The 13,280-nt window shown below is 32.3% G+C and carries 8 protein-coding genes; all 8 read left to right on the forward strand.

The features are described from left to right. Positions 1-2 precede the first annotated feature (2 nt). Positions 3-584 carry a Holliday junction branch migration protein RuvA gene (gene ruvA, locus NAT47_RS00745; protein ID WP_250579463.1) on the forward strand — a complete coding sequence of 194 codons (582 nt, stop codon included), beginning with the start codon at positions 3-5 and terminating at the stop codon, positions 582-584. Positions 585-647: 63 nt separating this feature from the next. Then, on the forward strand, positions 648-7,808 hold the full coding sequence (gene sov / locus NAT47_RS00750; protein WP_250579952.1) for a T9SS outer membrane translocon Sov/SprA: 7,161 nt from the start codon (positions 648-650) through the stop codon (positions 7,806-7,808). A gap of 120 nt (positions 7,809-7,928) precedes the next feature. Next, positions 7,929-8,309, forward strand: a complete 381-nt coding sequence (gcvH, locus tag NAT47_RS00755) for a glycine cleavage system protein GcvH (protein ID WP_250579465.1) — start codon at positions 7,929-7,931, stop codon at positions 8,307-8,309. Next, the gene (locus tag NAT47_RS00760; protein ID WP_250579466.1) at positions 8,299-8,649 is read left to right on the forward strand and encodes a VanZ family protein; all 351 of its coding nucleotides are present in this window, start codon (positions 8,299-8,301) and stop codon (positions 8,647-8,649) included. The genes gcvH and NAT47_RS00760 overlap by 11 nt, the downstream gene beginning before the upstream one ends. 147 nt (positions 8,650-8,796) lie before the next feature. Next, positions 8,797-9,540, forward strand: coding sequence for a deoxyribose-phosphate aldolase (gene deoC, locus NAT47_RS00765; protein WP_250579467.1), 744 nt, complete (start codon positions 8,797-8,799; stop codon positions 9,538-9,540). Between the two features lie 10 nt (positions 9,541-9,550). Beyond that, positions 9,551-11,653: a capsule assembly Wzi family protein gene (locus tag NAT47_RS00770; RefSeq protein WP_250579468.1), complete on the forward strand. Its 2,103-nt coding sequence runs from the start codon at positions 9,551-9,553 to the stop codon at positions 11,651-11,653. 90 nt (positions 11,654-11,743) lie between these two features. Continuing rightward, the gene (cyoE, locus tag NAT47_RS00775; protein WP_250579469.1) at positions 11,744-12,646 is read left to right on the forward strand and encodes a heme o synthase; all 903 of its coding nucleotides are present in this window, start codon (positions 11,744-11,746) and stop codon (positions 12,644-12,646) included. Positions 12,647-12,648: 2 nt separating this feature from the next. Next, entirely contained in the window at positions 12,649-13,236 is a 588-nt protein-coding gene (locus tag NAT47_RS00780) for a cytochrome c oxidase subunit 3 (protein ID WP_250579470.1), read from the forward strand. The last annotated feature ends 44 nt before the right edge of the window (positions 13,237-13,280 follow it).

Below are 13,280 nucleotides of genomic sequence, written 5' to 3' on the forward strand. Positions count from 1 at the left end.
ATATGATAGCACACATTCAAGGAAGATTAATTGAAAAAACACCCACCGAAGTTGTAATTGATTGCAATGGTGTGGGCTATCATATTCATATTTCATTGCATACTTTTTCATTAATTCCAGATTCTGAGAGTTTGAAATTATACACGTTTCTTCAAGTTAAAGAAGATTCGCACAGTTTGTTTGGATTTGTTGAAAAACAAGAAAGAGAGCTTTTTAAGTTATTACTTTCAGTTTCAGGAGTTGGAGCAAGTACGGCTAGAACGATGTTGTCATCTTTGGCGCCAGCCCAAATTATACAGGCTATTGCCTCAAATGATGTAGTAACGATTCAATCAATGAAAGGAATTGGAGCTAAAACAGCCCAACGAATTATCCTAGATTTGAAAGAAAAAGTGTTAAAAGTGTACAGTCTTGATGAAGTTTCTGTTGTAGAAAGCAATACAAATAAAGATGAAGCGTTATCTGCTTTAGAAGTTTTAGGATTTGCCAGAAAATCAGCCGAAAAAGTGATTGATAAAATCATAAGAGAAACCCCAAATGCCTCAGTAGAGAACTTAATAAAACAAGCTTTAAAAAATTTATAAAACTTGGAGAACACAAAAACTAAAGTAATTAGTAAATTACATTATTGTCTTGCATTGTTATTTATGCTTTGTTCTTTTTCGCTACAAGCTCAAGTAGATGGAGAAGAAAAAGATACTGTTAAAACGGGTGTTGATTTAGGTAAACTCAAAATGCCAAATCCAGTAAGTGTCTTAGATCGGTATGTATATGATGCCGCTACAGATCGATATATTTACACTAGTTCAGTAGATGGGTTTAATATTAATTATCCTTTAATTCTTACACCCAAACAATATCAAGAATTGGTGTTGCGCGAACAGATGCGAAAATATTATCAGGATAAGTCTGCTGCTTTAGACGGGAAAAAAGCTGGTTCTGAAGCTGCTAAAAAAGACTTGTTGCCTAAATATTATGTGAATTCAAAGTTTTTTGAATCTATTTTTGGAAGTAATACAATAGACGTAAAGCCCACAGGTTCTGTGGAAATTGATCTAGGTGTTCGTTTTACAAAACAAGATAATCCTTCATTTTCTCCAAGAAACAGAAAAACGACAAGTTTTGATTTTGATCAAAAAATAAGCGTAGGTCTACAAGGTAAAGTGGGAACACGATTAAATGTAAACGTAAATTATGATACGCAATCTACTTTTGCCTTTCAAAATTTAATAAAATTAGAATATACTCCTACAGAAGACGATATCCTTCAAAAAATAGAGGTGGGTAATGTAAGTTTTCCGCTTTCCAATTCTTTAGTTCGTGGTGCTCAGAGTTTATTTGGGGTAAAAACTCAGTTGAAGTTTGGTAAAACAACATTTACAGGCGTTTTCTCAGAACAAAAATCTCAAACAAAGTCTGTAACAGCTCAAGGAGGTGGAACACTTCAAGACTTTGAAATTTTTGCTTTAGATTATGATGCAGATCGACATTATTTTTTATCACAATACTTTAGGAATAATTATGATAGAGCATTAGAGACTTTTCCTTATATAAATTCTCGTGTTCAAATTAATAGAATTGAAGTTTGGATCACAAATAAACAAAATAGAGTAAGTACAACAGATAACAACTTGCGCAATATTGTTGCACTTCAGGATTTAGGAGAATCACTAATAAATGGAGTTTTACCTCAGGAAACGGTACATATTAATTTAGGATCAAATCTTAATTTTTTTAATGTTCCAGCCAATTCTCCTTCGAATAATGCCAATAATAAATATGATCCTAATGCTATAGGGAGTAACTATTTGAACGCTTCTATTCGTGATGTTTCATTGGCGTCTAACGGATTTAATATTGTAGGTGGAGCAGCAGAGGGAATTGATTTTGCAAAACTTGAAAATGCAAGAAAATTATCTCCATCAGAATATACCTACCATCCACAATTGGGATATATTTCGTTAAATCAGAAGTTAGCAAACGATGAAGTTTTAGCTGTTGCTTATCAATATACTATTGGAAGTGATGTGTATCAGGTGGGAGAATTTGGTACAGATGGTGTTGACGCTACAAATGTGTCGACGGGAATTCCAAATTCGCAAGCATTAATTTTAAAATTATTAAAAAGTAATTTAACAGTTAATGAATACCAATTAGCAGGAGTAGATTATACGATGCCTACTTGGAATTTGATGATGAAAAATATTTACCAAATTCCAGGAGCCTTTCAATTACAGCAAGAGGATTTTAAATTAAATATTCTTTACACAGATCCTTCTCCATTAAACTACATTACACAAGCGGGAGTTGATGCACTACCTTCAGATGTTGAGCAAACTCCTTTATTGAAAGTTTTCAATCTAGATAAGCTAAATTATACTAACGACCCTCAAGAAGGTGGAGATGGTTTCTTTGATTTTTACCCAGGTTTGACCGTTGATACTCAACGAGGAAAAATTATCTTTCCGAAAGTGGAACCTTTTGGTAAACATTTGTTTGATAAATTAGATGTATCTACTTTAGGAGAAGATTACAATCAGCCTTTAACATATAATAGTAACCAAGCGAAGTACGTGTTCAGAAATTTGTATAGAAATACTCAAGCTGCAGCTTTGCAAGAAAGTGCCAAAAATAAATTTCAATTAAAAGGGCGCTTCAAGTCTACGGGTGGTGATGGAATTTCTATTGGCGCTTTTAATGTGCCTCAAGGTTCCGTAGTTGTAAGAGCAGGTGGAAGAATCCTTGTTGAAGGTGTTGATTATACCGTAAATTATCAAATGGGTAAAGTAAATATTGTAGACCCATCACTTCAAGCTTCAAATACACCTATTGAAGTATCAGTAGAAAATAATTCTGTTTTTGGTCAACAAACTAGAAGATTTTGGGGGTTAAATGTAGAACACAAGTTTAATGATAAATTCCTTATCGGTGCTACAGTTTTGAATATGTCTGAAAGGCCATTCACTACAAAATCAAATTACGGACAAGAGTCTGTTAATAATACTATTTTTGGTCTTAATACTAACTTCTCAACTGAAGTTCCTTTCCTTACCCGATTAGTAAATAAGTTACCAAATATTGATACCGATGTTCCTTCTAATTTGTCTTTTAGAGGAGAAATTGCATATTTGAAACCCGGAGCTTCTAAAACAGATCAATTCAATGGAGAAGCAACTACTTATATTGACGATTTTGAAGGATCACAAACTACAATAGATATGCGTTCCCCTCAAGCTTGGACTTTAGCAAGTGTGCCACTTGAGGGAAATTTTGATGGTAATCCAACAACTGCAGAACCGCCAGTTGATGATTTAAGTATAGGTAACAAAAGAAGTAAGTTATCTTGGTATACCATTGATCCTGTTTTCTATGTACAAACTCCAACGGGTGTTAGCGATGATGACTTATCATTTAACAAAACAAGACGAGTTTTTAGTAGAGAATTATATCCTGTTACCGATATCGCTCAAGGACAATCAACGGTAATTAGCACGTTAGATTTAAGTTATTTTCCAAAAGATAGAGGACCTTACAATTTTAATCCAAGTTTAACTGTAAACAATCAGTTTTCAGATACTGAAGCGCCAGATACTTGGGGTGGAATTATGAGAGCTATTAATTCAACTAATTTTGAACAGTCTAATGTTGAATACATTCAGTTTTGGGTTATGGATCCTTATTTTGGTAATGCTGGAGATCGTGTAGATCCAAATAATACTGGGAAATTAGTTTTTAACTTGGGGGAAATTTCTGAAGATATTTTAAGAGACGGAAAGAAATTATACGAGAATGGTTTGCCGGAAGTAGGTTCCAGTCAACCCACAATTAATTCAGCTTGGGGTAAGGTTCCTGCATCTCAGTCCTTAATTTATGCATTTGATACTAATGAAGGTAACAGAGCTGTTCAAGATGCCGGTTTCGATGGTTTAACAGATACTGAAGAAGCAGCTAAGTTTTCAAATTTTGCTTCTTTCCCAGACCCTGCAGCTGATAATTATAGATTTTATTTAGATGCCGATGGTGATGTAGTAAATCGTTACAAAGATTACAATGGTTTTGAAGGAAACTCACCCGTGAATGTTACAAATAATAACAGAGGTAATACAACATACCCAGATGTTGAAGACGTTAATCGAGATAATACAATGAACACGATTAATGCTTATTTTAAATTTGAAGTTCCTTTTCAGTATTATGGAGATAATATTGCAGATGTTCCGGTTGGACAAAATTATATTGCAGATGTAAGACAAACACAAAATATAGAATTGCCTAATGGTGAAATAGGAAATGCTAGATGGATTTTATACAAAATTCCAATTTTAGAATTTACGAATGCTAATAAAGTAGGGCCAATCAACGATTTTCGTTCTATTCGTTTTATGAGAATGTACATGACTGGATTTAAAGATCAGGTTACTTTACGTTTTGGAGCTTTAGATTTAGTAAGAGGTGAATGGCGTCGTTTCACTGGAAATTTTGATGAATTAGATACTGATCCAGATGATGAGAATACGGGTTTTGATGTAGTATCTTTAAATGTTCAAGAAAACGGACAACGTAATCCAATTCGTTATGTAACTCCACCTGGTGTGGTTAGAGAACAGTTATACAATAATAATACTGTAATTAATCAAAATGAACAATCATTGTCTTTACGTGTTTATGATAAGTTAGGAGGAACCACTAATGGTTTAGAACCAAACGATTCTAGAGCAGTATTTAAAAATGTAAGTGTAGACATGCGTCAGTTTAAAAAATTACGTATGTTCTTACATGCTGAAGCAGTTAGAGAAAATGATTTACAAGATGATGAATTAACTGCGTTTATTCGTTTTGGAAATGATTTTACAGATAACTTCTATCAAGTTGAAATTCCATTAAAAGTTTCAGCTTACGGATCTTCCACTCCTGAAGCAGTTTGGCCAGCCGAAAATGAAATTCAGTTACCATTGGATTTATTAACCAAGTTAAAAATATTAAAACTTCAAAACGATCCTGTTATTACCATAGAACCAAACGGAATTGGTTATGTTGAGGAAGAATTGATTGGATCTTCAGACAACAGATTAACGTTGGGAATTAAAGGAAATCCAAACATTGGTTTGGTTAGAACGTTAATGATTGGTATTAAAAATAAAACGGGAGACATTCAACGAGGAGAGGTTTGGTTTAACGAACTTCGCATGTCTGATATGGATAATCAAGGAGGATATGCTGCAATTGCTAATCTAGACACAAACTTGGCTGATTTTGCTACAGTATCTGCAACTACTCGAATGAGTACCATTGGTTTCGGGTCTTTAGAGCAAGGACCTAATGAGAGAAGTAGAGAAGATGTTTTTCAATATGATATCGTAACTAATGTAAATGTTGGAAAATTATTACCTAAAAATTGGAGAGTAAATTTGCCTTTCAATTATGCGGTTGGAGAAGAAACAATAACACCAAAATTTGATCCATTTTATCAGGATATCGAATTAAACCAGCTGTTAGACATAACCTCTGATGCTACTCAAAGAGCTAACATAGAACAAAGGGCTATCGATTATACAAAACGAACAAGTTTTAATTTAATTGGGGTTAAGAAAGAAAAAAATCCAGAAAAGAAATCGAAAATTTATGATGTTGAAAATTTAACGTTGTCGTATTCATTAAACGAAACAGAACATCATGATTATGAAATTGAAAACTTAATAGATAAACAAAACAGAACATCAGTAGATTATGCATACGCTTTTCAACCTAAAGCTGTTGAACCATTTAAAAACACAAAGTTGTTTAAGAAAAGTGGGTACTATAAAATGTTGAGTGATTTCAATTTTAATTATTTGCCATCAAATATTTCTTTTAGTTCTAATATTATTCGTCAGTTTAATAAGCAACGATTTAGATTAGTCGATGTTCAAGGAATTGGGTTAGGTGATTTATACCGAAGAAATTATTTCTTTAATTACACTTATGGATTCAATTATAATTTAACAAAGTCTTTACGTTTAAATTATACAGCATCATCCAATAATATTGTTCGAAATTATTTAGACGAGAATAATTTACCTATTGATGGTTTAGATATTTGGGATGATTATTGGAACATTGGAGAATCAAATCAACACAACCAACAATTGGTGGTTAATTATGATTTGCCAATTAATAAAATACCATTGTTCAGTTTTGTAAAATCGACATATACTTACACTGGAGATTACAACTGGCAACGTGCTTCTGATGCATTTTCAACTATTACAGGTCAAGATGGAAATATTTACGCATTGGGAAATACTATTCAAAACGCTAATTCGCACAAGTTGAATACTTCGTTAAACATGGATACTTTTTATAAGTATATTGGTTTAACAAAAACTAAGAGGATTAAGAATAATAAAGCGAATGCATCAAAAGACAAAAATGCAATTCCAAAACCTGGACAACAAGTAACAGCTCCTAGAAACAATATTTCAAATGAAAGAAGTGTTTTTATGACGGGTTTAATAGGGGTCATAACAAGTGTTAAAAATATTCAGATAAATTATAACGAAAATAACGGTACTGTTTTACCAGGATATCTTCCAGGTTTAGGATTCTTTGGATCTTCTAAGCCCACATTAGGTTTCGTTTTTGGAAGTCAATCGGATGTAAGATATGAAGCTGCTAAAAATGGATGGTTGACTACATTTCCTGAATTTAACCAGAACTTTACTCAGGTACAAAATAAAAAGATAAACTTTACCGCTAAGGTTGATTTGTTTCCAGATTTAACGATAGATTTATCTGCAGATAGAACCTATGCTTATAATTTTTCTGAACAATATGATGTAACGGGAGGACAATATAATTCTCGTTCACCTTATGATTTTGGTAATTTTAATATTTCAACAATATTAATAAAAACAGCATTTTCTCAAAGTGATGTTAATTTCTCTGAATCTTTCCAACAATTTAGAGATAATAGATTAATCGTAGCCAATAGGTTGGCAGAAACTTATTATAATGGAACTACTTTCCCAAGAGATGCTGAAGGATATCCTGTAGGCTTTGGTAAAAACAGTCAACAAGTTTTATTGCCAGCTTTTATTGCAGCATATTCAGGTCAAGGAGCTGAGAAAGTTTCAACAGGAGTGTTTAGAAGCACACCTTTGCCAAACTGGAATGTTAAATATACCGGATTAATGCGATATAAATGGTTTAAAGATAACTTCAAAACATTCTCCATTCAGCACGGTTATAAGGCTAGCTACAATATTAATGCTTTTAGATCTAATTTAAATGCTTCGCCAGTTGATGCGAATGGGAATTTCTTTGCATCGAAAATTATATCTAATGTGAATCTTACAGAACATTTTAATCCATTGATTAAAGTGGATATGACATTAAAGAATTCTTTTAAACTTTTAGCTGAAATTAAAAAAGAAAGAACTTTAAATATGAGTTTCGATAATAATTTGTTAACTGAAGTTAGTTCTTATGAATACATTTTTGGTCTTGGTTACAGAATTAAAGATGTAACTCTAAATTCCGCATTGGCAGATAATGTAAGTGGAGTAATTAAGAGTGATATTAATATAAAAGCAGATTTCTCACTTCGTAAAAACAATACTATTGTTCGTTATTTAGATTATGACAACAACCAATTAGGTGGAGGGCAAGATTTGTGGTCGCTAAGATTAATGGCTGATTATTCTTTTAGTAAAAATCTTACAGCAATTTTCTTCTACGATCATCAGTTTTCAAAAGCAGTTATTTCAACTTCATTCCCAATTACAAATATTAGAAGTGGATTTACATTGCGCTATACTTTTGGTAACTAACATGAATAACCAATCAAATGGTGGTTTTACATTTTCGAAATTTGCTAAAAAATAACAAAAACCTTTTTTAAAATTCAATTAATACAATTACATTTGTACAACACAAAATTTTAATATATCATGAATATACCAGCTAATTTAAAATACACTAAAGACCACGAATGGGTTTCAATAGATGGAGATGTAGCCACAGTAGGAATTACAGATTTTGCTCAAAAAGAATTGGGAGACATCGTTTATGTTGAAGTTGAAACATTAGATCAAACTTTAAGTAAAGACGAAGTTTTCGGAACTGTTGAAGCTGTTAAAACTGTTTCAGATTTGTTTTTACCGTTATCAGGTGAAATTATTGAATTTAATGATAATTTAGAATCAACTCCTGAAAATGTAAACTCTGATCCTTATGGAGATGGCTGGATGGTAAAAGTGAAAATTTCTGATGCTTCTGAAATTGACACATTATTATCAAGTGAAGATTATAAAGCACTTATTGGAGCGTAATTTTATCTTAGCTTTAATTTGGACGTTGTTTATTGCGGTTTCAAGTTTAATTAGTTCTGATAAAATTTCTGATGTTCAAATAACAATTAACGATAAGATTATACATTTCTTGTTTTATTTTTTATTTGTACTTCTTTGGAGTTTTGCTCTTAATAATTCTATATCCAAACTCAAGATTGATTTGGCGATTCTTTTTTCTGCTGTATTTTATGGTATAATTATGGAAGTTTTACAAAGTATATTTACCAGTACTAGACAAGCAGATTTATATGATGTAATAGCAAATTCTATTGGAGCGGTAACAGGTTTAGTTTTGTTTCGCTTAATTAGAAAAAGCTAAATGTAAATCATCTATAAAATAGTTAATTTAAATTTCTTAAATTAAAACTTTTGAATTTTTAAATCATTAACAATAAAATATTATTCTTTTAAAAGTCCCATTTCGGTGGGATTTTTTTATTTTTACACATTATAATTCGAAGCGAAAATGAACATCAAACAATATTTAGATTCAACTTATCTTAAAACCGCTGAACAAGCGAATCTTTCAGAGCAAGAAAACACAGAAATAGTAAAGAATTGTATTCAAGAAGCTATTGATAATGACTTTAAGTTGATCATGATTCGTCCTGATAAAGTTACTTTGGCAAAAAAAATGATTGATGAAGCAAATTCAAAATTAACTATTGGAACCGTTATCGATTTTCCATTAGGCAACGGAACTTTAGAAGAGAAATTGGCTGAAGCTAAAGAAGCTATAGAAAACGGTGTTGATGATTTGGATTTTGTAGTTGATTATGAGGCTTTTAAAAGAGGTGAGATTGATATTGTAAAAAAACAAGTTTTTGAAGGAACTAAATTAGGCTTGGCACATCACAAAATCGTAAAATGGATAATTGAAGTTGCGGCTTTAGATAATCATCAAATTGTACAATTATCTGCGCTAATTAAAAATGTGGTGATAGCGAATTTTGATGAAAATGATTATGAAAGAGTTTTTGTGAAATCTTCAACTGGTTTTTATAAAACTCCAGAAGGCGTACCAAACGGAGCGACCGTTCCAACAATCAAATTAATGCTTGAAAATTCTTGTCCGTTACCAGTCAAAGCTGCTGGTGGTGTTCGAACCTATGAAGAAGCTGTTGAAATGATTCAATTGGGTGTAAAACGAATTGGTACTTCTGCCGCAAAAGCCATTGCAAATGGTGAAATTTCAAATAGCGATTACTAAAAATAACCATATGAAAAAGTTTTTCAGTTTATTTTTTTTAGTGTTAAGTGGTGTTATTATTGGACAAAATTCAAGCGAACAATTTCCAAAATTTCCAGATTGTGTTAACGCAATGGGGAACCAACAAGAATCTTGTTTTTATAATACTCTACAGAATTATTTTTACAATAATTTTAAAGTACCGCAAGAACTTTTGGCTAAAAATTATGAGGGTACTATAATTGCTGTTTTTGAAGTGGATACAATAGGTGCTTTCAAAGTTTTATATACAGATGCCACACACGAATCGCTTAAAAAAGAATCAAATCGTGTTTTTGAATCTTTACCAAAAGTAACTCCGGCTACTTTCTCAGGAAGACCAACATATACCAAATTCTCAATTAAGATTAACATACCTTTAGTGGCTCCAATTTCACATGAAGAAAATGAGGCAACTAAATATGCTAAAACCAATACAACACTGATCGATAACAAAAAAGAACTATCGGAATACGATGATATTGTTTATAAGCCTTTTGAAAATCCACAATTCAAGAGTTCGGGAGTTCTGCCTTTTTCTCATCAAAACTATGGTGTTTTTGAAGCTTTGATGAATCAAGTAGGCGCAAATAATCACACGGCATCAAAACCGTATTCGTATGATGAAGTAGCTAAATATTATGATTTTGAAACTGTGAACAAAGCTTTTTTAAAGCAAAAAGAATCATGGTGGGGAAGAAAATTGTGGAATGAAAATTTAGTGGCGATTCAAGGTGAAGAATATTGGTTTACCTTAAATCCAATTTTTGATTTTAGAGTTGGGAAAGACACAGAAAGTGAAGCTTCCAATACTTTTGTCAACACAAGAGGGGTTGTATTTAATGGAGGTTTAGGAAAACATCTTACGTTTTCAACTTCCATTTTTGAAAGTCAAGGGCGTTTTGCGGATTATTACAACGCCTATGCAGAAAGTATTCGACCATCTGGAGGAAATCCTGCCATTATTCCAGGTATTGGTATTGCGAAACGTTTCAAAGAAGATGCTTACGATTTTCCATTAGCAGAAGCAAATATTAAATACAAACCAAATCAATTTATCGACCTTCAATTAGGGTATGGTAGAAATTTCTTAGGAGATGGTTATCGTTCTTTGTTGCAAAGTGATGGTGCAAGTCCGTACCCATTTTTTAAAATCAATACGACGTTTTGGAAAATCAAATATACCAATACCTACATGTGGTTGAAAGATGTTCGTGATGCTGCAACCATAGACGGAACATATGGAACAAAATACATGGCAAGTCATTATTTGAGTTGGAATGTAACCAAAAAATGGAATTTAGGTTTCTTTGAAAATGTGGTTTGGACGAATACTAACGAAAGAGGTTTCGACTTCAATTTCGTAAACCCATTGATTTTTTACAGAGCGGTTGAATTTGGTTCATCTTCTAAAACTGGTAATGCTTTACTAGGTTTGGCTTCTAAATACAAATGGAATAATAGCGTTAATTTTTACGGACAATTTTTAATTGACGAATTTGCTATTGGCGATGTAAGAGAAAGTAATCAAAGTTGGAGAAATAAATTTGCTTACCAAATTGGAGTAAAATATTACGACGCTTTCAAAGTGAAAAATTTATTACTTCAAGTGGAGTACAACCAAGTACGTCCTTATGTGTATTCGCATAGTAATCCTATTACCAATTATGGTCACAACAATCAAAGTATGGGACACATGTGGGGAGCTAATTTTAGAGAATTTATTGCTATTGCTCGTTATTACAAAGGAAGATACTTTGCGGATGCTAAATTTATTTACGGCCAACGCGGATTTGATTTCAATAATGGAACGGATAACTTTAATTACGGAGGAAATATCTATTTAGATTACGATGAAAATCGCCCATACGACACAGGAGTTTCAATTGCACAAGGAAATAAAACAACCGTTATGATTGCCGATTTACAAGTAGGGTATTTGGTGAATCCAGCACATAATTTAAAGGTTTTTGGAAATGTAATGTTCCGAAATTTTGATCCAACAGCGGTAACAGCTTCAACAGTTCAATCTAATACTACATGGTTTTCTATTGGACTAAGAAGCGATTTATTCAATTGGTATTTTGATTATTAGTAGATTTAACTAATTTCTGTAGTTTGTTAAAAGGAAATCAATAATCTTATTTGTATCTTTGCGCCCAATTTCACAGCGAAAAACACAAAATTGGACACGAATACACAACCTCAAATTAAAAAATCTCTTTACAAAGACTTTGTAGAAATTACAAAGGCACGTTTATCTATTAGTGTAGTGGTTTCTACTATTGCAGGATATTTGTTGGGATTTAACGAGGAACAGCCTTTTCAATGGTTGGTTTTATTATTGTTGGTTGTTGGTGGTTATTGTATGGTGGGAGCTTCTAATGTTTTCAATCAAATCATAGAAATTGAATTAGACGCAAAAATGGATCGAACTAAAAATCGTCCATTACCATCGGGAAGTATCTCTAAACAAAAGGCATTTATTTTAGGTTGCGTTTTAACTATTTTAGGGTTGATTATTTTATACAATGTAAATCCTAAAACCGCCATGTTTGGTGCTATTTCGATTTTCATGTACGTGAGTTTATACACTCCTTTAAAAACAGTAACACCTCTTTCGGTATTTGTTGGAGCTTTTCCAGGGGCTATTCCTTTTATGTTAGGCTGGGTTGCAGCAACAGGCTATTTCGGAATAGAAGCAGGAACTTTGTTTATCATTCAATTCTTCTGGCAATTTCCACATTTTTGGGCTATTGGTTGGTTCTTATATGACGATTACAAAAAGGCTGGTTTTTTTATGTTGCCAACAGGGGAACGCGATAAGAAAACAGCTCTTCAGACCATATTATATACCATTTGGATGATTTTAGCCTCAATAATTCCGGCTTTTGGGTTTACAGGTGATTTGTTTTTATCTAAAGTTGCGGCTGTAATTGTTTTATTGTTAGGATTGTGGATGTTGTTTTATGCGGTTCAATTACATAAAAAGATGGATGCCCAAGCGGCAAGAAAACTAATGATAGTAAGTGTTTCGTATATTTCCTTATTGCAAATAGTGTATGTTATAGATAAATTTTTACGATAGTTATGGAAAATAGAATGACTTTTGAAGAAGAACAAGCTCGCAAAGGCAGAACCTACAAAATGCTACTTTGGTTTGGTATGATTAGTATTTGTATGATTTTTGCTGGATTAACAAGTGCTTATGTAGTAAGCAAGTCAAGACCAGATTGGTTAAAAGATTTTGTATTGCCCTCTGCATTCGTTATCAGTACGGTAGCAATGTTGGTGAGTAGTTTTACTTTTTATTTAGCTTTACAAGCGACAAAAAAAGACAATAGAAATGGTGCTACTGTCTTTTTATTGATTACTTTAGCGCTTGGAATTGCATTTATTGCATTACAATTTAAAGGATTTGGTCAAGTTATCGAAAACGGTTATTTCTTTACAGGAAGTGAAAGTAATGTAACTACTTCATTTTTGTATATTGCTGTTTTGGTTCACATTGCGCACCTTTTAGGAGGTATTATATCGCTTTTAGTGGTAATTTATAATCATTATAAACAAAAATACAATTCGACTCAAACCCTTGGTATTGAGCTAAGTGCGATGTATTGGCACTTTATGGATTTTATTTGGGTTTATTTGTTTTTATTTTTCTATTTTTTCAAATAGAAAAAAAATAATAAATTTGGGAACTTTTTAACAATTAAAAAATT

The organism is Flavobacterium fragile, assembly GCF_023634865.1.
Taxonomy (GTDB): Bacteria; Bacteroidota; Bacteroidia; order Flavobacteriales; family Flavobacteriaceae; genus Flavobacterium; species Flavobacterium fragile.

Coding starts and splice junctions, on each gene's coding strand:
- NAT47_RS00780 (WP_250579470.1), top strand. CDS start 12,649: ATGGAAAATAGAATGACTTTTGAAGAAGAACAAGCTCGCAAAGGCAGA.
- gcvH (WP_250579465.1), top strand. CDS start 7,929: ATGAATATACCAGCTAATTTAAAATACACTAAAGACCACGAATGGGTT.
- deoC (WP_250579467.1), top strand. CDS start 8,797: ATGAACATCAAACAATATTTAGATTCAACTTATCTTAAAACCGCTGAA.
- NAT47_RS00770 (WP_250579468.1), top strand. CDS start 9,551: ATGAAAAAGTTTTTCAGTTTATTTTTTTTAGTGTTAAGTGGTGTTATT.
- sov (WP_250579952.1), top strand. CDS start 648: ATGCTTTGTTCTTTTTCGCTACAAGCTCAAGTAGATGGAGAAGAAAAA.
- ruvA (WP_250579463.1), top strand. CDS start 3: ATGATAGCACACATTCAAGGAAGATTAATTGAAAAAACACCCACCGAA.